Source organism: Streptomyces sp. NPDC058671, assembly GCF_042716475.1.
GTDB lineage: Bacteria > Actinomycetota > Actinomycetes > Streptomycetales > Streptomycetaceae > Streptomyces.
Map to the genome: position 1 here is coordinate 29,560 of NZ_JBHXSA010000031.1, position 25,865 is coordinate 55,424.

Consider the following 25,865-nt stretch of genomic DNA (forward strand, 5'->3'; position numbering starts at 1 on the left):
GGGTGCGGGGCGGGGGGGGGGGGGGGGGGCGTCGCGGCCCTTGGGGTGGTTTGTGCGCGCCCCGGCCCGGCCCCGCTGCCCCGCGCCGGGGGGCTTCTCCCCCCCCCCCCCGCGCCTCTGAGCAACTCCCTCCCGCTCGTCGGGAGAGGCCGCTCGTCCGATTCCGGAACGCCGCGGGCCCTCGGGTCCGTGTGAGCGGCTGGCTTCAGAGGTTTCGATCCCGAGTGAGAGAGAGATCCGCGTGTACGCCATCGTGCGCAGCGGTGGTCGCCAGCACAAGGTTGCTGTCGGCGACATCGTTGAGGTTGACAAGATTTCCACTGCCAAGGTTGGCGACACGGTCGAGCTCTCGACCCTGCTCGTTGTCGACGGCGAGGCCGTGACCAGCGACCCGTGGGTCCTGGCCGGCATCAAGGTCACGGCCGAGGTCGTGGACCACCACAAGGGCGCCAAGATCGACATCCTGCGCTACAAGAACAAGACCGGCTACCGCCGTCGCCAGGGTCACCGCCAGCAGTACACGGCGATCAAGGTCACCGGTATCCCCGCGGCTGCGAAGTAAGAGGGACTGAGACATGGCACACAAGAAGGGCGCATCGTCCACCCGGAACGGGCGCGACTCGAATGCCCAGCGGCTCGGCGTGAAGCGCTTCGGCGGTCAGGTCGTCAACGCGGGTGAGATCCTGATCCGCCAGCGTGGCACCCACTTCCACCCGGGCTCCGGCGTCGGCCGTGGCGGCGACGACACGCTGTTCGCCCTGCAGGCCGGTTCGGTGCAGTTCGGCACCCACCGTGGCCGCAAGGTCGTGAACATCGTTCCGGTCGCCTGATCGGATCTTTGCGGAGGCGGACCTCACTTCCCGTAGGGGAAGCGGGTCCGCCTTTCGCGTGTTACTAGATAGACATTCCACCCAGAAGTAACTGGAGGCACAGAACCATGACCACCTTCGTGGACCGCGTCGAGCTGCATGTCGCCGCGGGTAACGGGGGCCACGGCTGCGCCTCCGTTCACCGGGAGAAGTTCAAGCCCCTCGGCGGACCCGACGGCGGCAACGGCGGCCGTGGCGGCGATGTGACCCTGGTCGTCGACCAGGCGGTCACCACGCTCCTCGAATACCACCACTCGCCCCACCGCAAGGCGACCAACGGTCAGCCCGGCGCCGGCGACAACCGCTCCGGCAAGGACGGTCAGGACCTGGTCCTCGCCGTGCCCGACGGCACCGTCGTCCTCGACAAGCAGGGCAACGTGCTCGCCGACCTGGTCGGCCAGGGCACCACCTTCGTCGCGGGCCAGGGCGGCCGCGGCGGCCTCGGCAACGCCGCGCTGTCCTCGGCGCGCCGCAAGGCCCCCGGCTTCGCGCTCCTCGGCGAGCCCGGCGAGTCGCGGGACATCGTCCTGGAGCTGAAGACCGTCGCCGACGTGGCGCTCGTCGGCTACCCGAGCGCCGGCAAGTCCTCGCTCATCTCGGTCCTCTCGGCCGCCAAGCCGAAGATCGCGGACTACCCCTTCACCACCCTCGTGCCGAACCTGGGCGTCGTCACGGCCGGTTCGACCGTGTACACGATCGCCGACGTCCCGGGTCTGATCCCGGGCGCCAGCCAGGGCCGCGGCCTGGGCCTGGAGTTCCTGCGGCACGTCGAGCGCTGCTCGGTCCTCGTGCACGTCCTGGACACGGCGACGCTGGAGTCCGACCGCGACCCGGTCACCGACCTCGACACCATCGAGGAGGAGCTCCGGCAGTACGGCGGTCTGGAGGACCGGCCCCGCATCGTCGTCCTCAACAAGGTCGACATCCCGGACGGCCAGGACCTCGCGGACATGATCCGCCCGGACCTGGAGGCGCGCGGCTACCAGGTGTTCGAGGTCTCCGCCGTGGCCCGTCTCGGCCTCAAGGAGCTCTCCTTCGCGCTGGCCGGCATCGTCGCAGAGGCGCGCGCGGCCAAGCCGCAGGAGGAGGCGACCCGTATCGTCATCCGTCCGAAGGCCGTCGACGACGCGGGCTTCACGGTCACGTACGACGAGGCCGACGACGTGTACCGGGTGCGCGGCGAGAAGCCGGAGCGCTGGGTCCGCCAGACCGACTTCAGCAACGACGAGGCCGTGGGCTACCTGGCCGACCGCCTCAACCGCCTCGGCGTCGAGGACAAGCTGATGAAGGCCGGTGCCCGCGCGGGCGACGGCGTCGCGATCGGCTCCGAGGAGAACGCGGTCGTCTTCGACTGGGAGCCCTCGATGATGGCCGGCGCCGAGATGCTCGGCCGCCGCGGTGAGGACCACCGTCTCGAGGCCCCGCGTCCGGCGGCGCAGCGGCGCCGCGACCGCGACGCGGAGCGGGACGACGCGCAGCGGGAGTTCGACGAGTTCGACCCGTTCTAGCGGGTGGGCCGGTCGGCGTCCACGGACGCCGACCGGTCTCCCCGTCCTTCGCCGGCCGGGCGCCCTCGGGTGCCCGGCCGGCTGCCGTGCGGGCTCCCGTCACCCGGAGGCCGTACGGGGGCCACGTAGGATTCACGGGTGAGTGAGACCCCCCGGCCGCAGGCCCCCGCGCGCGTCAGTGTCGTCGTCATCGCGTACAACGACGCGGCGCACGTCGGCGACGCCGTCCGTTCCGCGCTCGCCCAGGGCGACGGGGTCGGTGAGGTCGTCGTCGTCGACGACGCCTCCGGGGACGCGACCCCCGAGGTGCTCGCCGGGTTCGCCGACGAACCTCGGGTGCGGCCGGTGATCCGCCGGGAGAACAGCGGCGGCTGCGGCACCCCCCGTAACGACGGCGTCGACGCGGCCGTCCACCCGTACGTCCTGTTCCTCGACAGCGACGACCTGCTGCTGCCCGGCGCCGTCGACGGGCTGCTCGCCGTCGCCACCGAGCGGCGCGCCGACGTCGTCGCCGGGATCTGCGTGCGGCGCGAGCTGCCCGAGGGCCGGGAGACCGTCTGGGCGCCGTCGCTGTACGACGTGTCCCAGGGCGCCACGCTGCCCGGCACGGTGCTGGAGGGCATCGAGGGGCACCCGGAGTTCGTCCTCGACACCCTCTCCGTCAACAAGCTCTACCGCCGTGACTTCCTCGACCGGCACGCCATCCGCTTCCCCGACGGCGCCTTCCACTACGAGGACTTCGTCTTCAGCGCCCGGGTCCAGGCCGCCGCCCCCCGGCTCGCCGTCACCGACGTGCCCGTGTACGTGTGGCACGTGCGGCGGCAGGCCGCCACCCTCTCGATCTCGCTGCGCCGTGCCTCCCTGTCCAACTGGGAGCACCGGATCGCCGCGCACGCCGCCGTCGTCGACGTGTTCCGCACGGCGGGACGGCCCGCGCTCGCCCGGGCCGCGCAGACCAAGTTCCTCGACTACGACCTCCCCATGTACCTGCGCGAACTGCCGCAGCGGACCGCCGCCTACCGGGCCGGCTGGTGGACGGTGACCCGCGCCCACCTGGCCGGTTTCGACGCCGCCGCGGTGGCCGGCGCCCAGGCGCCGTCCCGGTGGCTGCACGCCGCGCTCACCGCGCTCACCGCCGTACCCGGGGGAGGGGAGCTGACCCGGTTCGTCGAGCTGGCCGCACCCCGTCCCCGGCTCGTCCCGCCGTACCCGCGCGCCGAGGACGACACGCCGGTCCTGGCCGCCGCCCCCGCCGACGTACCCATGGAGGGTCTCGCCGAGCTCGGGCCGGCCGAGCTGCCCGTCGCCGTGGACGGTTCCGTCGCCGTCGGCGCGTCGACCCGCCTGACCCTGACCGTCCACGATCTGTACGGGCGTGTCGCCGCGCTCGGACCTGTCGCCGTGCGCGTCGTGTTCACCGAGCGGGTCTCGGCGGCCGAGCTGACGGCCGACGCGCCGCTGCTCCCCGTCGCGGAGGGCTGGACCGCCGACGTGTCGCTGCCCACCGCGAAGCTGTTGCGGGCCGGCCGACTCGCCGCGTGGTCGCTCCGTGCCGAGCTGCGGTACGCGGACGGATCGACCGGAAACGCCGAGGTCAGGGCCCCGGAGGGGTTCGTGGGCCGACGTGGCATGGTCCTCGGGAGGCTGGGCCGGGTGCTGCTCGTCCAGGTGGTGGCCTCGGCGCGGCGCGGGCTGATCGTGCGGCTCGCGGGGGGTGCGTCCGGGGCCCGCCGGGTCGTGTCGGGGCGGTTCAGGAGACTGCTGGCGATGCGGTGAACATCACCCGATGCGCGGGAGATGAGTTATGGAACAATTCTTCCCGCCGGGTAGTCTTGCCGGTCGCTGGGGGGCGTTCATCGAACAAGTGTGAGCGCGACCCCGCACCCCTGATCAAGAAGCGCGCCACGTTCGTGGCGTGGGCAGCTCCGTGGCAGACCGGGACATGCACCGGACGTCGCCGCGTGCACGTGTGAGAGGACTTGGATGCCGACTAGCGACGTCCCTGATGTGAGCGTCGTCGTCATCGTCTACAACGATGAGGAACGGCTCCCCCGAGCGGTCCGGTCGATTCTCGACCAGACCCTGAACAACCTCGAAGTGATCATCGCCGACGACTGTTCGACCGATGGCACCGAGCGCGTCGCGCGTTCTCTGGAGGCCTCCGACCCGCGCGTACGCTACGTGCGGCTCGAGCAGAACAGCGGCGGCTGCAGCGCGCCCCGTAACCGCGGCATCGCGGTGGCGCGCGCCCCGCACATCATGTTCCTGGACAGCGACGACGAGCTTCCCCGTCACGCCTGCAAGAGCCTGCTCCTCGTCGCCGAGGAGACCGGGGTCGACTTCGTCACCGGAGAGGTGACCCGCCTCTTCGAGGAGTCGAACACCACCGGCCTCTGGTACCCGCACCTCTTCACCGAGAAGCGGGTCGTGAACGGCATCGCCGAGCGCCCCGAGTACTTCTTCGACCACCTGTCGACGAACAAGCTCTACCGGACCTCCTTCATCCGGGACAACGCGCTCACCTTCCCCGAGGGCATCCACTACGAGGACCAGCTGTTCTCCGCGCAGGCGTTCTCGCTCGCGGAGACCTTCGCCGTCGTCCCGTGGTCGGTCTACACCTGGCGTCTGGCGCCCGAGAGCGTCTCCATCTCCTCCAGCCGTCACAAGATCCAGAACGTCGCGGACCGCATCGGCGTGGCCCGGCTCATCGACACCTGGTTCGAGGAGAACGGCCGGGGGGAGCTGCGCGCGGAGAAGGACTACAAGTTCCTCCGCCACGACTTCCGGCTGTACCTGGGCGACCTGCCGTTCCGTGACACCGACTGGGTCGCCGAGTTCGCCGACGTGGTCAACCCCTACCTGGACGAGATCTCCGACGAGACCTACGCCCGGCTCTCCCGCGAGGAGCGCATCTGCATCCACCTGCTGCGCACCGGCCGCCTCGACGAGCTCCAGGTCGCCGCCCGCCAGCTGGGCCGGCCGCAGCTCGCCCCGCGCTTCGCGACCGAGGAGGGCGAGGCCACCTACTGGGGCGCCGTCGCCCCCACCGACGACACGAGCCGCGCCGCACTCGACATCAGCGAGTGGTACATGCGCGAGCAGGTGCTCGCCACCGGCCGCATCCGGCACGAGCTGACCTCCGTGACGATGCGGGGCCCGGTCCTGCACCTGGAGATCCACACGTACGACCCGGCCGGTCTGATCACCGAGGACACCCAGGCCTCGGTGAAGCTGGCCGCGCACAAGACGCCGCTCACGGTGCCCCTGACCCTCCACCCGGAGGGCGACGGGCAGTACGTCTCCAAGGCCGCGCTCGACCTGCGCAAGGTGCCCGTCGGCAAGGTCGGCGTGGCGACCCGCCGCCACCCGGTGGTCGCCCTGGAGCGCGACGGTGCCCGGCGTACGGACATCCTGCTGGCCCAGCACGACCAGCCGGACTTCCGTGCCACCGTCACGTACCACACGTTCGGCATCCACCACCTCCGCGTCAGGGCGGAGCAGAAGGGTGCCGGACGCCTTGAGGTGACCTGGCAGCGGTCCGGTGTCCTGAAGTCCCTCGAACCGCTCGGCCCCTACGCCCGCAAGGCCAAGGGCAAGGTCGGCAAGGTCAGGAAGATCCTCGTCGGCAACGAGGGCAAGGCCACCGCGTACGACGCCGTGTCCAAGCTCCCGCGCAAGCGCAGCCTCGCCGTGTTCGAGGCGTTGGAGGGCCGCGGTTACGCCGACAGCCCGCGCTACATCTACGAGGAGCTCAAGCGCCGGAACCTCCCGATCGACGTGGTCTGGTCGTACTCCGGCGACCGCTCGTCCTTCCCCGAGGACGTCACCCTCGTCCGGCGTGGAAGCTTCGCGTACGGACGTGCGCTGGCCCGCGCCACCTACTGGGTCGACTCGCACAACCTGCCCTACCTGTACCCGAAGCCGAAGGGCACCCGGTACCTCCAGACCTGGCACGGGCAGACCTTCAAGGCGATGGGCTTCGACGTGCCGTCGCTGCGGGGCGCCTCGGACATCGAGAAGGGGCGCTTCCGCGCCGCCGTGGGCCGCTGGGACGCGCTCGTCTGCCCGAGCGCCGAGTTCGAGCGGACCTTCGTCCCGGCCTTCGAGGTGTCCGCCGACCTGATCCGCTCCGGCTACCCGCGCAACGACGTGCTGGTGCGCTGGGCCGAGCCCGAGCAGCAGGCCAGGGCCGCAGAGGTCCGCGAGGCCCTGAACATCCCGGCCGACAAGAAGGTCCTGCTCTACGCGCCGACCTTCCGTGACGCGGCCCGCCGCACCGGCCAGTCGGTGCGCGTGGACTTCGAGGCGCTGGCCCCGCACCTGTCCGACGAGTGGATCATCGTCGTGCGGACCCACCCGTACGACCGGTTCAAGATCGCTCCGGAGCTGGGTCACTTCCTGCGCGACGGCTCTTCCTTCGCCGACATCAACGACGTGATGCTGGCCTCGGACGCGGTCCTCACGGACTACTCGTCGCTGATGTTCGACTACGCCAACACCGGCCGCCCGATCGTCCTCTACACGGACGACTACGAGGCGTACAAGGGCGGCGACCGCGGCACGTACTACGACCTCGAGGACATCGCGCCGGGGCCGATGGTGACGACCACCGAGGACCTCGCCGCCGTCGTGCGGGACCTGGAGGGCACCCAGGAGCGCCACGCCCAGCGGTACGCGCGCTTCCAGGAAATGTTCTGCTCGTACGAGACCGGCCACGCCAGCAAGATGGTGGTCGATGCTTTTTTCGAAGGCGGCACCCATGAGTGAGGCATCCCCTGTCCGCAACGTGTTCTTCGTCGGCATCGACGTCGACTCGATGGGCGGATCCCAGCGGGTGCTGCACACCCTCGCCCAGGGCATGGGGGAGCGCGGTCACCGCGTCGAGCTGATCGGCATCCGCCCGAGCCCGGAGCCGTTCCCGTACAACGCCACGCGCGCGTACGGCCACTCGACGCTCTACCCGGCGCCGTCCGAGCCCAAGCCGCCCGTGCGCACGGTCGGCGACCGGATCAGCCTGGCGCGGCGCGCCGACGCGCGGCGGGCCCGGTCCGACCGGGACAACGCGCGGGCGGAGTTCGAGCGCAAGCTCGCCGAGGTCGAGGACGGCTACATCGTCTTCGGCTCGCCGTGGGCGGTGGACTGGGTCATGCCGCTGAAGTGGGGACACCTCAAGGGCATCGGGCAGTACCACGAGTCCTTCGCGCAGGCGAAGCGGAGTGCCAACCTGGGCCTGATCCGCCGTCACTACCCGAGGCTCGAACAGACCATGGTGCTCTCCGAGGGCGACGCGGTCGAGTTCGTCAACCAGCGCGTGCCGAACGTGCGGGTCATGCCGAACCCGCTCCCGTTCTTCCCCGACGAGCTGGCCCCGCTCGACACCCGCAAGATCGGCGCCGTCGGCCGGCTCGACCCGATCAAGCGGTACGACCGGATGATCGAGGCCTTCGCTGAGGCGCACAAGGGTCGCGACGGCTGGGAGCTGCACCTCTTCGGTGAGGGCCCGCTGGAGGGCGAGCTCCGGATGCGCGCCGAGGACCTGGGCGTCGCCGACCAGGTCGTCTTCCGCGGCACGGCCCAGGACATGGCCGCCGCCTACCGCGAGCTGTCCGTCGTCGCGATCAGCAGTGAGCGCGAGGGCCGCCCGATGGCGCTGGCCGAGGCCGCCGCCTGCGGTGTGCCGTGCGTGAGCTTCGACGTCTCGGGCGGTGTCCGGGAACTCGTCGCTGACGGCGTCTCGGGCACCCTGGTCCCGCCGGCCGACGTGCCGGCGCTCGCCGCCGCGCTCGGTGAGCTGATGGACGACGGCGCGATGCGCCAGCGCTACGGCAGGGCGGGGCGGGAGCACGTCGCGCACCTGGCGCTGCCGCACGTCCTCGACCAGTGGGACGCGGCGTTCGCGGAGATCGAGCGCTAGGGCCTTTCGTTTGGATCATGCCGGGCTCGCGGGCCCTAGCTCTCCCGGCCCCGCTCCCCGCTCGCGTCCGGAAGCCCTGTCCCCGCACCTGCGGGGGCGGGGCTTCCGCGTGTCGGGGGCCACGTCCGGACACGCCGGGGCCCCGGGACGCTGTGATTACACTGTCGGAATGACCTGGCTCATCACCGGCGGCGCCGGTTACATCGGTTCCCACGTCGTCAAAGCAATGACCGAGGGCGGCGAGCACGTCGTCGTGGTCGACGACCTCAGCACCGGCAACCCGGCGCGCCTCCCCGAGGGCATCGTCCTGGAGCAGGGCACGGTCCTCGACCGCGAGTTCCTCGACCGGGTGCTGCGCGAGCACCGGATCACGGGAATCGTCCACCTGGCCGGCAAGAAGCAGGTCGGCGAGTCCGTCGAGAAGCCGCTGTTCTACTACCACGAGAACGTGACGGGTCTGCAGACCATCCTCGACGCGGCCGCCTCCGCGGGCGTGAAGAGCTTCCTCTTCTCCTCCTCCGCCTCCGTGTACGGGATGCCCGACGTGGACCTCGTCACCGAGGACACCGAGTGCCTGCCCCTCAGCCCGTACGGCGAGACCAAACTGGTCGGCGAGTGGATGGCGCGTGCCGTCGGCCAGGCCCACGGCCTGTCCACGGCCTGCCTGCGGTACTTCAACGTGGCGGGCGCCGCGGCCCCGGAGCTCGCCGACACCGGCGTCTTCAACCTGGTGCCGATGGTCTTCGAGCGCCTCGACGCCGGCGAGTCCCCGCGCATCTTCGGTGACGACTACCCGACGCCGGACGGCACCTGCATCCGCGACTACATCCACGTCGCCGACATCGCGGACGCGCACCTGGCAGCGGCCCGCGCGCTCGCCGCGGCGGGCGAGGCCGGCGAGACCGCCACGCTGACCCTGAACATCGGGCGCGGCGAGGGCGTGTCGGTGCGCGAGATGGTGAACCTCATCAACGAGGTCACCGGGCACAGCGTCGAGCCCCTGGTCACCCCGCGCCGCCCGGGTGACCCGGCTCGTGTGGTGGCGTCGGCGAAGCGCATCGAGTCGGAGCTGGGCTGGAAGGCGCGGCACGACGTCCGCTCCATGATCAGCTCGGCCTGGGAGGGCTGGAGCGCGAACCGCGCGGTGCGCGCGACCGTCTGACACGCCCGACCGCACCCAGCTGCGGCAGGCTTTCGTGAAGCGGGGCGCCCCGGGTGGGGGCACCCCGCTTCCGTCTGCCGTCCGCCGGGGTGACGGGCCCTCAGGGGCGGTGGATGCGGTCCACGCGGTAGTACCGGGCCGCGCACTGCGCCGCCCAGTCCCGCTGGTACGTGGACGCGAAGAGGGGTTCGCTGAGGCCGCCGATGAGGAGCGGCCGGTACGTGACCTCCCGGGCGCCGGCCGCCGCCTCGTCCCGGATGCGGGCGGTCTGGCGGTCCCAGGCGACAGCGCGCACCACCGTGCTCGTACTCAGCTCGTACACCGGCTGCACCAGGGCGACCGCGCTGCCGAGGGCGACCGCGCCGATCCCCACGAGCGCGGCGGCGCGGGCGGCGGGGCGCCAGGGCACCAGCAGACGCCGTCCGACGAGGTGGCCGCCCCACGCGCCGTACGCGCAGAGGACGAGCAGCAGCGGCAGGAGGAAACTCGTCCAGGTGCGGCCGTACGTCCAGCCGACGACCCCGTAACCGCTGCGCAGGCCGAAGACGACGGCCAGGCTCGCGAGGGCGATCAGCGGCAGCGGCAGGAGCACCACCACCCGGAACAGCGCGCGCGGGGGAAGCCCGCGTGCGCTCCGGCGGGCGTCCCGGGTATCGCTCCGGTGGATGTCTCGATCGACCAGCGGCGTGAGGTCATGGCCGGCGGGCGGAGACGTGTCCCGGCCGGCGGGCGGAGACGTGCCCCGATCGCCGCCAGGAGACATGTCCCGGCCGGCGCCGCCGCCGTCCTGCCGAGGTCCGGCGGCGGCCAGCGCCAGGCCGAGGAGCGCGCCGACGGCGACGGCCCCCAGATACGCCCACTGGCCGCCGATCGTCTGCCAGAGGCGCCACCAGTCGTGGAACGTCTCCCCGATCCTCTCCGCCGACAGCGGTTCCTGCGGACGCTGGGCCCGTCGCCAGCGCGCGCCGGGTGAGGTGGAGAGGAGAGCGAGGCCGCAGAGGAGCCCCAGGCAGGCCGCCGCGCACCAGGTGGACACGTACCGGTCGCGCGCCCAGCCGAACCGGGGCAGGCAGACGACGCCCACGGTGACCGCGAAGAGCCCGGCCACCAGGGTGAACGGTTCGCTCAGCATGCCGATCGCCGCCCCGACCAGGAGCGCCGACGTGACCGCCGCGGTCTTGGCCCACCGCACACCGCAGCGCGCGGCCCGGACGCAGCCGAGGACGGCCCAGAGCCCGATGACGCTCGGCAGGGTGTGGGAGATCGTCGCCGGCGCCCAGAGCAGTACCTGGTACGAGCGGGTGCCGGCGAAGAACAGCAGGGCGGACAGGAGCGCCGCCGCGGCCACGAGCGGGACGACGGGCTCTTCACCCGCCCGTGTGACGGGGCGCAGCGCGCGCAGCGCCGCCCCGGCGAGGAGGAACAGGCCGGCGCCGAGCACGACGACGAGGAAGGCGGGCAGCAGCTTCGGCCCCCGCATGTCGTCGGAATAGAGCAGGCCGGTCAGGAAGGCGTTGGTGACCCGGCCGTTCTGGGTGAGGTAGAAGTCCGCGGTGATGCCCAGGACGCCCATGTCCCGGGCCTTCCAGAGCGCACACCAGTCGTCCGACGTGGGGCGTACGTACAGGCCGAGGAAGGCGCCGACCGAGAGCAGCGCCCCGGCGCAGACGGCGACCACGAGCGCGACACCGCGCAGCACCCGGGGGAGCCGCCCTCCGTAAGCGGTCCCTGTCTCGTCCCCGCCCTCCGGCCTCCGTACCTCACCGCGCTCCGAGATGGTCGTCCTGCTCACCGGTGATCGCTCCTGCTGGCCCGAGGTCGTCCCTATGGGTGACGAATGGGTGAAATGGCACGTACATCAATATCTTCCCCGCATGCTTTGCTGCATGGACGACATGCCGACCAGGGGCGGTCACGTGGGCGATGCCGGGCGGTCACCACCGCTCCGTACCGTGGCCGCGCTGCTCGAAGGAGAGTCCGGTGGCGGTCCTTCAGGACGTACTCTCGCCCATCCCTCTGGAGTGACCGTTCCATGACCAGGCTTTCCGTCGTCGTCCCCTGTTACAACGAGGAGGACGTCGTCGAGCGCTTCGATGCGCGAATGCGACAGGTGCTCGACACCCTCCCCGTCGGTTACGAGATCTGCTACGTCGACGACGGCAGCTCCGACGGAACGCTGGGCAAGCTCCGTGAGATCGCCGCCCGGCACCCGCACCAGACCCAGTACGCCTCCTTCAGCCGCAATTTCGGCAAGGAGGCCGCCATGCTCGCCGGCCTGCGCAAGTCCACCGGTGACGCCGTGGTCATCATGGACGCCGACCTCCAGCACCCGCCCGAGCTCCTCGCGCGGATGCTGGACCTGCACCACCAGGGCCACGACCAGGTCATGGCGCGGCGGACCCGCGAAGGCGACAAGAAGCTCCGCTCCGCGCTCAGCCGTATGTACTACCGTGCCGTCAACCGCTGGGTGGACGTGGAACTCACGGACGGCGTAGGCGACTTCCGCCTGCTGTCGCGGACGGCCGTCGACGCCCTGCTCTCGCTGCCCGAGTACAACCGCTTCTCCAAGGGTCTCTTCTCCTGGATCGGCTTCGACACCGTCACCTTCGACTACCAGAACGCCGCGCGCGAGGGCGGCGAGACGAAGTGGAAGTTCAGCTCGCTGGTCAACTACGGCATGGACGGGCTCATCTCCTTCAACAACCGACCGCTGCGCATCGCGCTCTGGCTCGGGATGATGCTCAGCGGCCTCGCCGCCCTCTACGCCGTCTGGGTGGCAGCCACCGCCATCACCCAGGGCGTCACCGCCCCCGGCTATGTCACCCTGGTCGCGATCATCGTGGGCCTGGGGGGTGTGCAGATGGTGATGCTGGGCCTGATCGGCGAGTACATCGGCCGCATCTACTACGAGACCAAGCGCCGGCCGCACTTCCTCGTGAAGGAGACCCACCGTTCCTTCGGCCGGGCCGCCGCCGAACGCGCCGCCGCCGAACGGATCCGCGTCGCCGCCACCGAGAGCGAGCGCTGATGACGCCGTCCCGGGGCGGCCCGGGCGACCGGCCGACGTCGCCCGACGCGGGAACGCCGGCGTCGTCCGGGGCGGGGGAGCGGGCGTCGTCCGGGGCGGCGTCGTCCGGGGCGGCGGGGACGGGGAAGGGGACGTCGGGGACGGGTCCGTCGGCTGTTGCGGGCGGTTCGGCGTCGGCCGGGGCGGGCGCGTCGGCCGTGGTCGGGGCGCGGCGCGGGCGGCTCGCCGAGATGTTCCGCTTCGCCCTCGTCGGCGGGGTCAACACCGGCACCTTCTTCGGCTGTTACCTGCTGCTCCACCCGTGGATGCCGTACTTCGCCGCGTACTCCCTCGCCTTCCTCCTCAGCATGATCGGCTCCTTCTTCCTCAACACCTACTTCACCTATCGGACCAGGCCGACCTGGAAGAAGTTCGCCCTGTTCCCCCTCACCAACGTCACCAACTACCTGGTCCAGAGCGTCGGGCTGTACGCGCTCGTCACCTGGGCAGGCATGGACGACAGGATCGCGCCACTCGTCGCGGCCGTCGTCGCCATCCCGTTCACCTACCTGATCTCCCAGCGCATCCTCGTGCCCCGGAACGCCGGGCAGGATCCCCCCGCCTCCGGTCCAGGGAGCGAAACGGACGAGCGGCAGCCCTCCCGGCTCGCGTAGATTGCCTGGCAGCCGCGGCGGGGAGCACGCGGCGCGCGGGACAGCCGAGTGAGGACGACGCAGGTGGCGACACACGTGACGACGCAGGTGACGGGACGGACGGACGTGGCGAGGCAGTACGTGGCGGAGGCCCGCAGGATCGTCGTCAAGGTCGGCTCCTCCTCGCTCACCACGGCTTCCGGGGGCCTCGACGCCGACCGCGTCGACGCCCTCGTGGACGTGCTCGCCAAGGTCCGCAGCGGCGGCGAGAAGGAGATCGTCCTCGTCTCGTCCGGCGCCATCGCCGCCGGCCTCGCGCCCCTCGGCCTCACCCGCCGCCCCAAGGACCTCGCCCGTCAGCAGGCGGCCGCCAGCGTCGGCCAGGGCCTCCTGGTCGCCCGCTACACCGCCTCCTTCGCACGCTACGGCGTCCGGGTCGGACAGGTCCTCCTCACCACCGACGACACCAGCCGCCGCGCCCACTACCGCAACGCGTACCGGACCCTCGACCAGCTCCTCGCCATGGGCGCGCTGCCCGTCGTCAACGAGAACGACACCGTCGCCACGGACGAGATCCGCTTCGGCGACAACGACCGGCTCGCGGCCCTCGTCGCCCATCTCGTCCGCGCCGACCTGCTCGTCCTGCTCTCCGATGTCGACGGTCTCTACGACGGGGACCCGGCCAGGCCCGGAACGTCGAGGATCGCCGAGGTCACCGGACCGGAGTCCATCGCCCACGTGGAGATCGGCTCGGCCGGCAAGGCGGGCGTCGGCACCGGCGGCATGGTCACCAAGGTCGAGGCCGCCCGTATCGCCGCCGCCGCGGGCATCCCCGTCGTCCTCACCTCCGCGAGCCGCGCCGCCGACGCCCTCACCGGCCGTGACACCGGTACGTACTTCCACCGCACCGGCCGCCGCTCCGCCGACCGGCTCCTCTGGCTCGCCCACGCCTCCACCCCCCAGGGCTCCCTGACCCTGGACGACGGGGCCGTACGGGCGGTCGTCGAAGGCAAGAAGTCCCTGCTCGCCGCCGGTGTCGCGGGAGTCGAGGGTGACTTCGTGGCCGGTGACCCCGTCGAACTCCGCGACACCGCCGGCCGGGCCGTCGCCCGTGGCCTCGTCAACTTCGACGCCAAGGAGATGCCCCGGATGCTCGGGCGCTCCACCCACGAGCTGGCCAAGGACCTCGGGCCCGAGTACGAGCGGGAGGTCGTCCACCGCGACGATCTGGTCGTCATCCGCTGACCCTCGCGTCCCTCCCGAAACGGCTGAAAGTGCGGCCATCCGGAAGGGACGTTCACCAAAACCGCCCCACATGCCGCCTCGGGCTGGTCAACTTTGTCTCGGGGGTTAAGAGCAGGGCGGGGTACAGCACCACACGCATCACACAGGAGGCCGCCGGTGAGACGAGCGCGCCCAGGGGCTCTGCCCCGAGGGACTGCCGAACGCGCCCTGACCAGTGTCGAGGCCGGAGCCGACTTCGACGAGGCACGGGACAGGTCCACGGAGAGAAAGACCGAGACCACCACCGAGACACGTGAGGTTCGCGAAGCGCGTGAGGCACGCGCCAGGGAACAGCCCGTGTCCAAACTCTGGCACATCACCCTCAGCGTTTCGGGTGTGGAGTCACCGCTGAAAGAGGTGCGCCGAGGGCTGGAACAGCTGGCCCACGACCATCCCTTCCTGCTGACCAGCCGGTACGCGAACGACCACGCCGAGATCCGGTACTGGGAGGAGGCCCGCGACCTGCACGACGCCGCGGCCGTCGCCCTGCGCCTGTGGGGTGAGCACCGGCAGACCGCCAAACTGCCGCCATGGGAGATCGTCGGCCTGGAGGTCATCGACCGCGAGACCTACCACCAGCGGATCGCGGAGGGCTACGGCCCGCCCCCCGCCGCCCCCGTCGGCGTCCACCCGTACTGAGCGGGCCCCGGGCCGTGCGTATCGCGGGCCGGGCGTATCGAGGCCGGGCATATCGCGGGCCGGGTCAGGGGCGGGTCTCCCGGCCCGGACGGCGGGCGGGCGCCTCGCGGGCCGGGCGGCTGCGGGATCGCGCGCCGGGTGGCGGGGGTGCGTCTCGCGGGCCGGGGCGTACGTCTCGGAGTGCGGGATACGTGAGGGATGTCCGTAGGGGTGCCAGTACCCTGCGGGCATGACCTCGCTCACGCCCCTCGACAACCTGTCCCCGGTCACCCGGGCCGCCTACCGGGCCCGTGGCGCCGCCGCCGAAATCGCGCCACTCCCGCGCGCGGCCAAGGACGACGCCCTGCTGGCGATCGCGGACGCCCTCGAAGTCCGCACCGCCGAGATCGTCGAGGCCAACGCCGAGGACATCGCCAAGGCCCGCGAAGCCGGGACCAGCGAGGCGATCATCGACCGGCTCACCCTCACTCCGGAACGCGTCCGGGCCATCGCCGCCGACGTCCGTGACGTGGCCGCGCTGCCCGACCCCGTCGGCGAGGTCGTCCGAGGCTCCACCCTCCCCAACGGCATCGACCTGCGCCAGGTCCGCGTGCCGCTCGGCGTCGTCGGCATCATCTACGAGGCCCGCCCCAACGTCACCGTCGACGCTGCCGCCCTCTGCCTCAAGTCCGGCAACGCCGTCCTGCTCCGCGGCTCGTCCTCCGCCTACGCCTCCAACACCGCCCTGGTGCGGGTCCTGAGGGACGCCGTCGGCGGCGCGGGCCTCCCCGCCGACGCCATCCAGCTCGTCCCCGGCGAGTCCCGCGACTCGGTCCGCGAGCTGATGCGCGCCCGCGGCCTCGTCGACGTCCTCATCCCGCGCGGCGGTGCCTCCCTGATCCGGACGGTCGTCGAGGAGTCCACCGTCCCCGTCATCGAGACCGGCACCGGCAACTGCCACGTCTATGTCGACGCGCAGACCGACCTCGACATGGCCGTCGAGATCCTGCTCAACTCCAAGGCGCACCGGGTCAGCGTCTGCAACGCCGCCGAGACCCTCCTCGTCCACCGGGACATCGCCGAGGCCTTCCTGCCGAGGGCCCTCGACGCGCTCGCCGAGGCCGGCGTCACCGTCCACGCCGACGAGCGGGTCCTCGCCCACGCCGAGGGTTCCAAGGCCACCGTCGTACCGGCCACGCCGGAGGACTGGGAGACCGAGTACCTCTCGTACGACATCGCCGCCGCCGTCGTCGACTCCCTCGACAAGGCCGTCGAGCACATCCGCACGTGGTCCTCCGGCCACACCGAGGCGATCGTCACCACGTCGCAGGCCGCGGCCCGCCGTTTCACCCAGCTGGTCGACTCCACCACGGTCGCCGTGAACGCCTCCACCCGGTTCACGGACGGCGGCGAGTTCGGCTTCGGCGCGGAGATCGGCATCTCCACCCAGAAGCTGCACGCCCGTGGCCCCATGGGCCTTCCGGAGCTGACCTCGACCAAGTACATCGTCACCGGTGACGGCCACGTGCGGTAATCCCTCCTTTCGGTGCGGGCCGGTGCGGTTCGGTGCGGGCGGGGAGGGTTCGCACTCTCCCTGCCCAAAACCACCTCGCGGGTCTACTCTGAATCCGTGCCGGACGACGTGGGGGGCAGGCCGTTCCAGGACGGCGGTGACCCCGAGGACTCTGTCGACCGCGGAGGCGCCGACGAGGTCTACGCCGACGTGGTCTTCGACGAGGACTTCGTCCGGGCGGCGACCGTTCACGAACCGACCGCGGTCGAGCGGCTCCTCGCAGCCGCCCAGGCCCGCGCGGAGGCCGAGGCGGCCCGCGCCCGCGCCGGTGGAGGCCAGGGCGACGACGACCCCTACGAGGACCTCCACGACCCCAAGACCCCCACCTACGAGCCCGACGACATCGGCGACGACGCCAGCCCCTACGGCCGCCACGGCGGCGCCCTGCGCCCCTACCGGGGCAGCGCACGCTGGCACCGCCCCGTCGCCTGGGTCCTCGCCCTCCTCATGGGGATCGGCATGGTCGTCCTGGCCTTCAGCGCCGTCTACCGGGGCGCCGCCGCCAACCGCCAGGACCAGATCCCTCCGCCCGCCACGACGGGCGTCGACACCCCCAAGCCGCATCCGGCCCCGCCCGCCGCCCACGCCCCCGCGGCCCGGTCGGCGTCCTCCGGCTAGCGCCCCCACGCACCCGGGGGCCGCGTCCCCCGTATGGCGTCGGCCGTCCCCCGAGAGGCCGAACCACCCGATTCCGGCCTGTTTCCCGCCGCACCGGGCTTCGACGGCGGAATAGCAGGAACTTGTCGTACACCTGGGCGTTTACCGAAGGCCCCGCAGACCTACCCTGAAGGTATGGCAGGGCGTGGCGACCCGCCTGAGGGGACACCCGAGGGCTTCCCCGGCGGTGGTGAGGACGAGTACCGATCCGTCGTCTTCGACGAGGCGTTCGTCCGCGCTGCCCACCTCCAGGAGTTCTCCGCCCAGGAGCGGATGGGCGAGCACGCCCTGGCAGTCCGCAGCCGTCACTACTCCAGGGAGGGCCGCAGCGGCTCCCGCCAGGCGCTCCTGCTGGTCCTGCTGATCCTCCTCGCCTTCGGCACCGCCATCTACCTCGGCGTCCGCAACCCGTACCTGCCCCCCGCCGACCAGCGGGCCGAGCCCCTGCGGACCACCGTCGTCCCGCTCGCCCCCCGGGGCCCCGTCGCCGGCGGCGCGCCCGCCCGGCTCTTCGACCACAGCCCCGCCGCCGATCACCGCGTCGGAGCCGCCGGCATCACCCTGCCCGTCGCCGGACGCACCACCCACTTCGCCGAGAGTCAGGTCGTCACCGCCCTCAGCATCGCCAAGGACTACCTCGTGGCCACTTCCCTGGAGCCGGACGTCCTGTCCGGAGCGACCGTACGGCCCCCGCGGCTGCTGATCGACCCGGACCAGCTGGCACAGTTCGACCGCAGCGTCGAGTCACCGGCCGACGACGGCCGGCACGCCCTCGCCGGCTGGCTCGTCCGCTTCGACCCCCGGCAGGTGACCCTCGCGGACCCCGCCGCCCGCGTCCAGGGCACCCTGCGCTTCGAGGAGACCGGTCCCGACACCCTGGACGTCACCGCGGACCACACGTACACCTACGCCCTCCGCCCGGCCGGACAGGGCGCGGGGCCGGTCACCGAGGCGTCCCTCTTCACCGTCCACCGCGAGCTGCGCTTCCGCTTCGACCGCGAGGACCTGCGCATGCACCGGGCCGAACTGCTGACCAGCATCGTCGAGGCGGGCCCGCAGGCGTGCGGCGCGGACACGACCGGTGCCCTTGAGCCTCTCCTGGCCGGAGCACGGGCCCCCGCGAACGGCGGAGGCCCGGCGGTCACCGACCCGTACGCCACGGGCCGGCCCGCCGCCCCCTCGCTGTGCGGAGCGCTGGCGCCCGGAGCTCAGCCCTCGCTCTGACCGGCCCCGGCACCGCTCGCCGGGCCGCCCTTGTCGTCCCCGGCGGTCGTTCCGCCGTCGTCCGACTGCTTCGGGCCCTGGCCGCCGGCGAACCGGCTGCGCAGCCGCCCGCCCAGGTCGCCCGCCAGGTCACCGGCGCCCCCGGCTATGTCCCCGACCAGCTTCATCAGGGGATCCTTGCTGGTCCGCACCGTGTCGGCGTAGTGCCCGGCCGACTCGCGGAAGGAGTCCGTGACCGAGGTGTCCTTGTCCTCCGAGCGCTTCGGGTAGTGACCGTCCATGATCCGCTGGAAGTCGCGGCTCTCCGACCACTTCTTCAGCTCCGCCGCCCGGACGGTGGTGAAGGGGTGCGTCCGCGGCAGGACGTTGAGGATCTTCAGGACCGAGTCCCGCAGGTCACCGGCCTTCTCGTACTCGTCGGCCTGGGCGAGGAACGCGTCCACGTTCATCTCGTGGAGGTGGTTGCCGCCGGCGATCTTCATCAGACCGCGCATCGAGGCCTGCACGTCCTGCCCGACGAGGAGCCCCGCCCGGTCGGCGGAGAGCTCCGACTTGCGGAACCACTCCCGCAGCGCCGTCACGATGGCCATGATCGCCACGTTTCCCAGCGGGATCCAGGCGATCTTGAGCGCGAGCCCGGTGAGGAAGAGCAGCACCGTGCGGTACACGGAGTGCCCGGAGAGCGCGTGTCCGACCTCGTGGCCGACGACCGCCCGCATCTCCTCCTCGTCGAGGAGCTCCACCAGACCGGTGGTGACGACGATGATCGGCTCGTCGAGGCCGATGCACATGGCATTGGGCTTCGGGTCCTGCGCCACGTACATCGGCGGGACCTTCTCCAGGTCCAGGATGTAACAGGCGTCCCGCAGCATCTCGTTGAGGTGGTTGAACTGCGCGTCGCTCACCCGGACGGAGTCCGAGAGGAAGAGAAGCCGCAGGCTGCGCTCGGGCAGCAGTCCGCTGAGTGCCTTGAAGACCGTGTCGAAACCGCTGAGCTTGCGCAGCGCCACCAGCGCCGAGCGGTCGGCCGGATGCTCGTAGGCCCGCGAGGAGATGCCGGGGAATCGCTTGCGCTGCCTGCTCGGCACGTTCCCTTGGTCGTTCTCGGTCATGGATGCCCCCTGTTCGTACGAGTCGGTGCTCGTCCCCCTGACGAACCCCAGCCTAGGCGTTGGTGCCATCGCGCGTCGGGGCCCTGTGGACAACTCGGGTACCGGGGACGACGGAGGACCATGACGCCAACGCCTGAGTCGGCGTGAGCGCGTCCGCACGGCCCGCATACGATGTGCGCGAAGTCTCCGCTCCCATCCCCGATCGATAGGTCTGCCGAAGATGAGCCTCCACAGCACCGCCGCGAACCTGGTCTCTCTCGCCGAGGGCGCCGAGCACGGCGGCAACCACGAAAGCCTCAGCCCCTACCTCACCGGCTTCGGCGCCTTCGGTGCCCTGATGCTGCTGCTGTGGATCACCACCCGCTTCAACCGCGACCGCTGAACCGGCGACCCTGATCGGGCGTCCGCTGCCGTGCCAGTAGGCTCTGCACGCATGGGAGAGCAGGAAATGCCTACTGGCGGGCGCGGCAAGCGCCGACTCGGCGTGATGGGTGGAACCTTCGACCCGATCCACCACGGACACCTGGTGGCGGCCAGCGAGGTCGCCGCCCTGTTCCACCTCGACGAGGTGGTGTTCGTACCGACCGGGCAGCCGTGGCAGAAGAGCGACAAGGCCGTGTCGCCGGCCGAGGACCGTTATCTGATGACGGTCATCGCGACGGCGTCCAACCCGCAGTTCTCGGTCAGCCGCATCGACATCGACCGCGGCGGCGCCACCTACACCATCGACACCCTGCGGGACCTGCGCGCCCTCAACACCGACTCGGACCTCTTCTTCATCACCGGGGCCGACGCGCTGTCGCAGATCCTCACCTGGCGCGACGCCGAGGAACTCTTCTCGCTCGCGCACTTCATCGGCGTCACCCGGCCGGGTCACGACCTCACCGACGACGGACTGCCCAAGGGCGGGGTCTCCTTGGTCGAGGTTCCCGCGCTCGCCATCTCCTCCACCGACTGCCGGGCGAGGGTGGCGCAGGGGGATCCCGTCTGGTACCTGGTTCCTGACGGCGTGGTGCGTTACATCGACAAGCGCCAGCTGTACCGCGGCGAGTGAGCTTCGGGGAGGGGCACCGGTGAACGATCAGCAGCATCCGTACGACCCGTACTATCCGCAGCCGCAGATCATCGGCTACGACGCGTACGGGCAGCCGGTGTACCAGCAGCCGCAGGCACCTCAGCAGGGGCAGGGGCAGCAGTACGACCCCTACGCCGGCCAGCAGCACCAGGCACAGCAGCACCAGCCGCAACAGGGGTACGGCTACGACCCCTACGCCCAGCAGCCGCAGCAACAACACCAGCAGCCTCAGCAGGAGCCGCAGTACGACCCGTACGGGCAGCAGGGCTACGCCTACCCCTCGTACGACACCGGGCAGCAGTGGGCCGCCCCGCCCGAGTCCGTCCCCGCGCCGCAGGCCGCCGCACCGGTCGCCCCCGCGGCTCCGGCCGCCCCCGTGGCGGCCCCCGCGGGCGTCCCCGGACAACGCCCCGCGTCCGAGCGGTCCACCCCGGCCCGGCCTGCCGCGGACGACGACCGGGAGTACCGCACCGAGCAGTTCTCGTTCATCGAGGAGCCGGACGAGGACTCCGAGGACGTCATCGACTGGCTGAAGTTCACCGAGAGCCGCACGGAGCGCCGCGAGGAGGCCCGTCGGCGCGGCCGCAACCGGATCGTCGCGCTCGTCGTCGTGCTCGTCCTCGCCGTCGCGGGAGGCGTCGGCTACCTCTGGTCCGCCGGCCTGCTCCCCGGCGCGTCCGACGGGGAGCGGAAGGGGACCACCGCGACCGGCCCCCAGAAGCGCGACACCATCGTCGTCCACCTCCACGACCTCAAGAACGGCGGCACCTCCACCGCGCTCCTCGTGAACAACGCGACCACCCGCCAGGGCACCACCGTCCTGCTCCCCAACTCCGTCGTCGTCGCCGACGAGGAAGGCTCCGTGACCACCCTCGGCAAGTCGGTCGAGGACGACGGAGCCGGCGGGACCCGGGAGGCGATCGGCAATCTCCTCGGTACCCGGATCACCGGCACCTGGCGCCTGGACACCCCGTACCTGGAGAACCTCGTCGAGACCGTCAGCGGTATCGAGACGGACACCGACACGGACGTGCCCGGCGCCGAGAAGGGCGCCGACCCGCTGGTCAGGCAGGGCGAGAAGCAGACGCTGAACGGCCGCGCCGCCGTCGCGTACGCCACCTACCGGGCGCCCGGCGAGGCCGAGGCCAAGCAGCTCCAGCGGTTCGGGCAGGTCATGTACGGCGTACTGCGGAAGATCTCCTCCGACCCCGAGGCCGCCACGGTCACCATCCAGACCCTCCAGCAGATCCTCGACCCCTCGCTGCCCGAGAAGGACCTGGCCGCCTCCCTGGCCAGGCTCGCCGAGCACGCCAAGATCGGCGACCACAAGACGGCCCTGCTGCCGGTCGGCGAGGACGGCGCGCTGACCGAGGACGCAGGCGGCGGTGTGGTGAAGGACATCCTCGGCGGAAAGGTCACCGCCCCCGAGGCGGGCGAGGTGACCCGGGTCTCGATTCGGGACGGTTCCGGGAAGCAGGCGACCGAGACCGCCCGGATCGTCCTGATCAACGGGGGCTATGCCTTCGTGGGCGGCGCCGAGGCGCCCAGCAGGGAGACGTCGCAGGTCACCTATGCCGACGACGCCCAGAAGGCGACGGCCGTCGAAGTCGCCAGGACGCTGGGTCTGCCGGCCGGCGCGGTCACCAAGGGCGAGCCCTCGAACGGCGCCGCGGTCACCGTGGTCCTGGGCCAGGACTACAAGCTCCAGGGCCCCCGGTAACGGCCCTCCGGAAAACGTTGGCGGGCACGTCGGCGGTCCGTGAGACCCTGGAGGGGTACTGGACCGCCGACGAAAGCCTGCATGTGACCGCCACGGATCGTTCCATCGAACTCGTCAACGCCGCCGCACTGGCGGCCGCCGACCGGCTCGCGCACGACATCATCGCGTACGACGTCAGCGATGTGCTGTCGATCACCGACGCCTTCCTGCTCGCCTCCGCGCCCAACGACCGCCAGGTCAAGTCGATCGTCGACGAGATCGAGGAGCGCCTGAACAAGGACCTCGGCGCCAAGCCGGTCCGCCGTGAGGGCGACCGCGACGCCCGCTGGATCCTCCTGGACTACGTCGACATCGTCGTCCACGTCCAGCACAGCGAGGAGCGGGTCTTCTACGCCCTGGAGCGGCTGTGGAAGGACTGCCCCGAGCTGCCGCTGCCCGAGGACGCGGCGAAGACGCGCGGCAAGGGCGCCGAGCACGCCGCCCTGACCGGCGTCGACCTCTCCGACCACGCCGCCGGCCTGCCCGACGAGGCGGACGGTGAGCTGAGCTGAGCACCGCCAAGAGCGGCAGAGGCCGCCGCATCGTCCTCTGGCGCCACGGCCAGACCTCCTGGAACCTGGAGCGCCGCTTCCAGGGCTCGACCGACATCGAGCTGACGGAGACCGGCGTCGCCCAGGCGCGCCGGGCCGCACGGCTGCTCGCCGCGCTGAAGCCGGACGCCATCGTCGCCTCCGACCTGAAGCGGGCGGCGGCCACCGCCGCCGAGCTGGCCGCGCTGACCGGCCACCCCGTCGCCCACGACTCCGCGCTGCGCGAGACGTACGCGGGGAAGTGGCAGGGGCTCACCCATGACGAGATCGTGGCGCGGTACGGCGAGCAGTACGCCGCCTGGAAGCGCGGCGAGCCCGTGCGCCGGGGCGGCGGCGAGCTGGAGACCGAGGTGGCCGACCGGGCCGCCCCTGTGGTCCTGGAGCACGCCGACAAGCTCCCCGATGACGGAACGCTCGTCGTGGTGAGCCACGGCGGTACGATCCGCACCACCATCGGCCGGCTTCTGGAGCTGGACTCCCGGCACTGGGAGAGCCTCGGTGGCCTGACGAACTGCTGCTGGTCGGTCCTCGGCGAGGGCGCCCGCGGCTGGCGTCTGATGGAGCACAACGCGGGCACGCTGCCCGAGCCGGTCCTCGGCGACGACGACTGAACCCCACGGCCGGCCTGCCGGACCCGGATTTCACTTTCCGGCAGGTCACAGGCTAAAGTTCTTCTTGTTCGCAGCGCGGAGCGCGAAGAACACGAGGGGCTATAGCTCAGTTGGTAGAGCGCCTGCATGGCATGCAGGAGGTCAGGAGTTCAATTCTCCTTAGCTCCACAATCACCGGATCCCGTCCCCACCAGGGGGCGGGATTCTTCGTTCCGTCAGCCGATGCGGGGACACGAGCCCGAGGTCGACCGGACCCCGCCCGACCGCCCGTGACGGAAGGTCTTCACCGGCTTCCCAGGCCGGATCACGTCGCTGCACCCCGTAGGAGGCGGCACCGACAATCGCCCCCGGACGGCTCCAGCACGCCGACCCTCTTGCGGGGCCATGGCAGAATCGGACGGCCGGAGGGGGACGAGGAATCCGGACGGGAGGGTGGCCCAAGTGCTCGGCGACAACTGCGGGGTGTCCTATGGGTGCACGGCCTGCGGCCACAGCTGGAGCTGACTGATGGGTGCACACAGGCGGAAGTGCGACTGGTGCGGCAGCGGCACGCCCATCGTGCGCGACATGGACCCCGTCAACCCGGGGTTCCAGTACTGGTGCGAGGAGTGCGCGCGGGCGCTGATCATAAAAGGCGACCCCATCGAGACGTACCGCGAGCTGGAGGGTGAGCCGATCTACGGCCGGCTCCTCGACGAGCACTGCACCCTCAAGCGGTTCTACTCCTTCGCCACGGCCTGACGCCGTCGCGTCAGCGCGTACCCCACGAGCAGCGCCGTCGCCGTCAGCGGATAGACGGCGGACAGCATCATCTGGCCCGCGTTCTGGTCCAGCTCGGGCCGGCCCGGGTCGTGCGGAACCCACCACAGCGCGAACGAGGCGAAGGCCAGAGCCACCGCACCCGTCACGGGCCACGCGCGCGTGGCGCGGTCCGCGAGCAGGATCAGGAGGGGCACGCACCAGACCCAGTGGTGGGACCAGGAGATCGGGCTGATCATCAGCGCCGTGAACGCGCAGACGACCACCGCCACGGCCTTGTCGTCGCGCAGCGCGGCCCGTACCGCAAGCACCATGGCCGCGCCGCCCAGGAGCGCCGCGGCGACCGCCCACCACATGCCCGGGTCGTCGGTGTGCATCAGCCGGGCGAGGACCCCGCGGATCGACTGGTTGGCGGTCTCCTCGGCGAAGCCGACCCGGCCCGTCTCGAACAGGGTCTCCGTCCAGAACCGCTTCGAGTCCGCAGGCAGCACCAGCACCACGGCCAGCGTCGCCCCCAGGAACACCCCGGTCGCCGTCACCGCCGTGCGCAGCCAAGTGTTCCAAGCCCGGTCCCGGCGCCACAGGAGCAGCCCCGCGACGAGCAGCAGGACCACGAAGAGACCCGGTGTGAGTTTCACCGCGGTCGCCAGACCGATGCCGAGGCCCGCCCAGCGACTGCCCCGCGCGCGCGTGAGGTCCCAGAGCACCGCCACCGCTATGAGCAGGTTGATCTGTCCGTACCGCAGAGTCGTCCACACCGGCTCGCACCAGACCACCACCGCGGCGACCCACAAGGTCGTACGCCACAGATCCACACGGGACAGCGAGGGGCGGACCAACTGGAGCGACAGCTGGACCAGGGCGACGACGAGCAGCAGGTTCCCCGCCGTGCTCAGCGTCCGCATCAGCGGAACGCCGACCAGGGTCAGCGGGACGAACAGCAGGGCCGCGAAAGGCGGATAGGTCATGCCGAGGTTCGCCGAGGTGGCGCGCATCGCGTACAGATCGCCGCCGGCCCGGACCGTCTCTCCCTCGGCCCGGTAGACCATCACGTCGAGCATGTTCACGTGGGCGAGGCGTTGCGCCACCCAGAAGGCCGCGAACGAGAGCAGGCAGACCGCCGCGGCGGTGGCGAGGGGCCACGGCCGGGCGCGGGTTTTCGAGAGCACGGAGACGGACACAGTCGGCGACCCTACCGGGCAGGTCAGGAGGGCCCGGAGAATCGATTTGGAGATCTGCCGGGCCGCCGGTTAATGTTCTGTCTGTCGCCGCGAGGGAAACCGGAGCGGAGACGGAAACAGGCAAGGGGCTATAGCTCAGTTGGTAGAGCGCCTGCATGGCATGCAGGAGGTCAGGAGTTCAATTCTCCTTAGCTCCACAAAAAGAAGCGGGTCACCCGGATCGGGTGGCCCGCTTCTTCGTGTGCCCCGTCCGTCGTCGTCCCGACGCCGCCCCGTGGAACGCCGGTGCGGCCCGCTCGGGCCCTGCGGTACCCTGGCGCCATGCGTGCCGTACGCCTTCTGCTTACC

General features: G+C 71.4%; 24 protein-coding genes and 2 tRNA genes. 23 read left to right on the forward strand and 3 right to left on the reverse strand.

All coding sequences use genetic code 11. From position 1 onward, the window contains the following. Positions 1-241: 241 nt before the first annotated feature. The 7 genes from rplU to galE all read left to right on the forward strand — a co-directional run bounded on the left by rplU (position 242) and on the right by galE (position 9,453). Entirely contained in the window at positions 242-562 is a 321-nt protein-coding gene (gene rplU / locus ACFWV2_RS29520; RefSeq protein ID WP_030013082.1) for a 50S ribosomal protein L21, read from the forward strand. A 13-nt stretch (positions 563-575) separates the two neighbouring features. Further along, positions 576-830: a 50S ribosomal protein L27 gene (gene rpmA, locus ACFWV2_RS29525; protein WP_030317577.1), complete on the forward strand. Its 255-nt coding sequence runs from the start codon at positions 576-578 to the stop codon at positions 828-830. 107 nt (positions 831-937) lie between these two features. Next, positions 938-2,377, forward strand: coding sequence for a GTPase ObgE (gene obgE, locus ACFWV2_RS29530; protein ID WP_384409536.1), 1,440 nt, complete (start codon positions 938-940; stop codon positions 2,375-2,377). 138 nt (positions 2,378-2,515) lie between these two features. Next, the gene (locus ACFWV2_RS29535) at positions 2,516-4,153 is read left to right on the forward strand and encodes a glycosyltransferase (protein WP_384409538.1); all 1,638 of its coding nucleotides are present in this window, start codon (positions 2,516-2,518) and stop codon (positions 4,151-4,153) included. Between the two features lie 207 nt (positions 4,154-4,360). Continuing rightward, positions 4,361-7,144 (forward strand): CDP-glycerol glycerophosphotransferase family protein, encoded by a 2,784-nt coding sequence (locus tag ACFWV2_RS29540; protein WP_384409540.1) that lies wholly within the window; start codon positions 4,361-4,363, stop codon positions 7,142-7,144. Further along, the gene (locus ACFWV2_RS29545) at positions 7,137-8,291 is read left to right on the forward strand and encodes a glycosyltransferase (RefSeq protein ID WP_384409542.1); all 1,155 of its coding nucleotides are present in this window, start codon (positions 7,137-7,139) and stop codon (positions 8,289-8,291) included. The genes ACFWV2_RS29540 and ACFWV2_RS29545 overlap by 8 nt, the downstream gene beginning before the upstream one ends. Before the next feature lie 169 nt (positions 8,292-8,460). Next, positions 8,461-9,453 carry a UDP-glucose 4-epimerase GalE gene (galE, locus tag ACFWV2_RS29550; protein WP_360784242.1) on the forward strand — a complete coding sequence of 331 codons (993 nt, stop codon included), beginning with the start codon at positions 8,461-8,463 and terminating at the stop codon, positions 9,451-9,453. A 100-nt stretch (positions 9,454-9,553) separates the two neighbouring features. Here galE and ACFWV2_RS29555 read toward each other — a convergent pair whose 3' ends face one another. Then, complete coding sequence (locus ACFWV2_RS29555; RefSeq protein ID WP_384409544.1) at positions 9,554-11,245, reverse strand: hypothetical protein; 1,692 nt, start codon at positions 11,243-11,245, stop codon at positions 9,554-9,556. A gap of 240 nt (positions 11,246-11,485) precedes the next feature. On the opposite strand from ACFWV2_RS29555, the gene ACFWV2_RS29560 reads away from it, so the two are divergent. From ACFWV2_RS29560 to ACFWV2_RS29590, 7 genes are all read left to right on the forward strand, one after another. Continuing rightward, positions 11,486-12,481, forward strand: coding sequence for a glycosyltransferase family 2 protein (locus ACFWV2_RS29560; RefSeq protein ID WP_384409546.1), 996 nt, complete (start codon positions 11,486-11,488; stop codon positions 12,479-12,481). 230 nt (positions 12,482-12,711) lie between these two features. Beyond that, a complete protein-coding gene (locus tag ACFWV2_RS29565) occupies positions 12,712-13,134 on the forward strand; it encodes a GtrA family protein (RefSeq protein ID WP_384409589.1) in 423 nt (140 codons plus the stop codon). A 120-nt stretch (positions 13,135-13,254) separates the two neighbouring features. Further along, positions 13,255-14,358, forward strand: a complete 1,104-nt coding sequence (proB, locus tag ACFWV2_RS29570) for a glutamate 5-kinase (protein ID WP_384409591.1) — start codon at positions 13,255-13,257, stop codon at positions 14,356-14,358. Between the two features lie 156 nt (positions 14,359-14,514). Continuing rightward, a complete protein-coding gene (locus ACFWV2_RS29575) occupies positions 14,515-15,036 on the forward strand; it encodes a hypothetical protein (protein WP_360784234.1) in 522 nt (173 codons plus the stop codon). 229 nt (positions 15,037-15,265) lie between these two features. Then, complete coding sequence (locus ACFWV2_RS29580) at positions 15,266-16,549, forward strand: glutamate-5-semialdehyde dehydrogenase (protein ID WP_384409548.1); 1,284 nt, start codon at positions 15,266-15,268, stop codon at positions 16,547-16,549. A 96-nt stretch (positions 16,550-16,645) separates the two neighbouring features. After that, a complete protein-coding gene (locus ACFWV2_RS29585) occupies positions 16,646-17,206 on the forward strand; it encodes a hypothetical protein (protein ID WP_384409550.1) in 561 nt (186 codons plus the stop codon). Positions 17,207-17,380: 174 nt separating this feature from the next. Beyond that, complete coding sequence (locus ACFWV2_RS29590; protein ID WP_384409552.1) at positions 17,381-18,469, forward strand: hypothetical protein; 1,089 nt, start codon at positions 17,381-17,383, stop codon at positions 18,467-18,469. On the opposite strand, the gene ACFWV2_RS29595 is transcribed toward ACFWV2_RS29590, so the two are convergent. Continuing rightward, positions 18,454-19,581 (reverse strand): M48 family metallopeptidase, encoded by a 1,128-nt coding sequence (locus ACFWV2_RS29595; protein ID WP_384409555.1) that lies wholly within the window; start codon positions 19,579-19,581, stop codon positions 18,454-18,456. The genes ACFWV2_RS29590 and ACFWV2_RS29595 overlap by 16 nt on opposite strands. 220 nt (positions 19,582-19,801) lie before the next feature. On the opposite strand from ACFWV2_RS29595, the gene ACFWV2_RS29600 reads away from it, so the two are divergent. The 8 genes from ACFWV2_RS29600 (at position 19,802) to ACFWV2_RS29635 (ending at position 24,318) form a co-directional block, all read left to right on the forward strand. Further along, the gene (locus tag ACFWV2_RS29600) at positions 19,802-19,963 is read left to right on the forward strand and encodes a hypothetical protein (protein ID WP_030550482.1); all 162 of its coding nucleotides are present in this window, start codon (positions 19,802-19,804) and stop codon (positions 19,961-19,963) included. 51 nt (positions 19,964-20,014) lie between these two features. After that, positions 20,015-20,635, forward strand: a complete 621-nt coding sequence (gene nadD / locus ACFWV2_RS29605; protein WP_360784220.1) for a nicotinate-nucleotide adenylyltransferase — start codon at positions 20,015-20,017, stop codon at positions 20,633-20,635. A gap of 19 nt (positions 20,636-20,654) precedes the next feature. After that, entirely contained in the window at positions 20,655-22,376 is a 1,722-nt protein-coding gene (locus ACFWV2_RS29610) for an LCP family protein (protein WP_384409557.1), read from the forward strand. 83 nt (positions 22,377-22,459) lie between these two features. After that, on the forward strand, positions 22,460-22,927 hold the full coding sequence (gene rsfS / locus ACFWV2_RS29615) for a ribosome silencing factor (RefSeq protein WP_360785023.1): 468 nt from the start codon (positions 22,460-22,462) through the stop codon (positions 22,925-22,927). After that, positions 22,924-23,577, forward strand: a complete 654-nt coding sequence (locus tag ACFWV2_RS29620; RefSeq protein WP_384409593.1) for a histidine phosphatase family protein — start codon at positions 22,924-22,926, stop codon at positions 23,575-23,577. Before rsfS ends, ACFWV2_RS29620 begins: the two co-directional genes overlap by 4 nt. A 95-nt stretch (positions 23,578-23,672) precedes the next feature. Further along, a tRNA-Ala gene (locus ACFWV2_RS29625) sits at positions 23,673-23,745 on the forward strand. A gap of 135 nt (positions 23,746-23,880) precedes the next feature. Continuing rightward, a complete protein-coding gene (locus ACFWV2_RS29630; protein ID WP_384409595.1) occupies positions 23,881-24,081 on the forward strand; it encodes a hypothetical protein in 201 nt (66 codons plus the stop codon). Positions 24,082-24,084: 3 nt separating this feature from the next. Continuing rightward, positions 24,085-24,318: a hypothetical protein gene (locus ACFWV2_RS29635; RefSeq protein ID WP_015033559.1), complete on the forward strand. Its 234-nt coding sequence runs from the start codon at positions 24,085-24,087 to the stop codon at positions 24,316-24,318. Here ACFWV2_RS29635 and ACFWV2_RS29640 read toward each other — a convergent pair. Further along, positions 24,297-25,517 carry a glycosyltransferase 87 family protein gene (locus tag ACFWV2_RS29640; RefSeq protein WP_384409559.1) on the reverse strand — a complete coding sequence of 407 codons (1,221 nt, stop codon included), beginning with the start codon at positions 25,515-25,517 and terminating at the stop codon, positions 24,297-24,299. The genes ACFWV2_RS29635 and ACFWV2_RS29640 overlap by 22 nt on opposite strands. 124 nt (positions 25,518-25,641) lie before the next feature. Here ACFWV2_RS29640 and ACFWV2_RS29645 point away from each other — a divergent pair. Then, positions 25,642-25,714: transfer RNA gene (locus ACFWV2_RS29645), tRNA-Ala, on the forward strand. Positions 25,715-25,865: the final 151 nt, after the last annotated feature.

What these genes read in the sequence shown, in the direction of transcription:
- rpmA (WP_030317577.1), top strand. Translation starts at nt 576, where the DNA reads ATGGCACACAAGAAGGGCGCATCGTCCACCCGGAACGGGCGCGACTCG.
- obgE (WP_384409536.1), top strand. Translation starts at nt 938, where the DNA reads ATGACCACCTTCGTGGACCGCGTCGAGCTGCATGTCGCCGCGGGTAAC.
- ACFWV2_RS29540 (WP_384409540.1), top strand. Translation starts at nt 4,361, where the DNA reads ATGCCGACTAGCGACGTCCCTGATGTGAGCGTCGTCGTCATCGTCTAC.
- ACFWV2_RS29545 (WP_384409542.1), top strand. Translation starts at nt 7,137, where the DNA reads ATGAGTGAGGCATCCCCTGTCCGCAACGTGTTCTTCGTCGGCATCGAC.
- galE (WP_360784242.1), top strand. Translation starts at nt 8,461, where the DNA reads ATGACCTGGCTCATCACCGGCGGCGCCGGTTACATCGGTTCCCACGTC.
- ACFWV2_RS29560 (WP_384409546.1), top strand. Translation starts at nt 11,486, where the DNA reads ATGACCAGGCTTTCCGTCGTCGTCCCCTGTTACAACGAGGAGGACGTC.
- ACFWV2_RS29565 (WP_384409589.1), top strand. Translation starts at nt 12,712, where the DNA reads ATGTTCCGCTTCGCCCTCGTCGGCGGGGTCAACACCGGCACCTTCTTC.
- ACFWV2_RS29580 (WP_384409548.1), top strand. Translation starts at nt 15,266, where the DNA reads ATGACCTCGCTCACGCCCCTCGACAACCTGTCCCCGGTCACCCGGGCC.
- ACFWV2_RS29590 (WP_384409552.1), top strand. Translation starts at nt 17,381, where the DNA reads ATGGCAGGGCGTGGCGACCCGCCTGAGGGGACACCCGAGGGCTTCCCC.
- ACFWV2_RS29595 (WP_384409555.1), bottom strand. Translation starts at nt 19,581, where the DNA reads ATGACCGAGAACGACCAAGGGAACGTGCCGAGCAGGCAGCGCAAGCGA.
- ACFWV2_RS29600 (WP_030550482.1), top strand. Translation starts at nt 19,802, where the DNA reads ATGAGCCTCCACAGCACCGCCGCGAACCTGGTCTCTCTCGCCGAGGGC.
- nadD (WP_360784220.1), top strand. Translation starts at nt 20,015, where the DNA reads ATGGGAGAGCAGGAAATGCCTACTGGCGGGCGCGGCAAGCGCCGACTC.
- ACFWV2_RS29635 (WP_015033559.1), top strand. Translation starts at nt 24,085, where the DNA reads ATGGGTGCACACAGGCGGAAGTGCGACTGGTGCGGCAGCGGCACGCCC.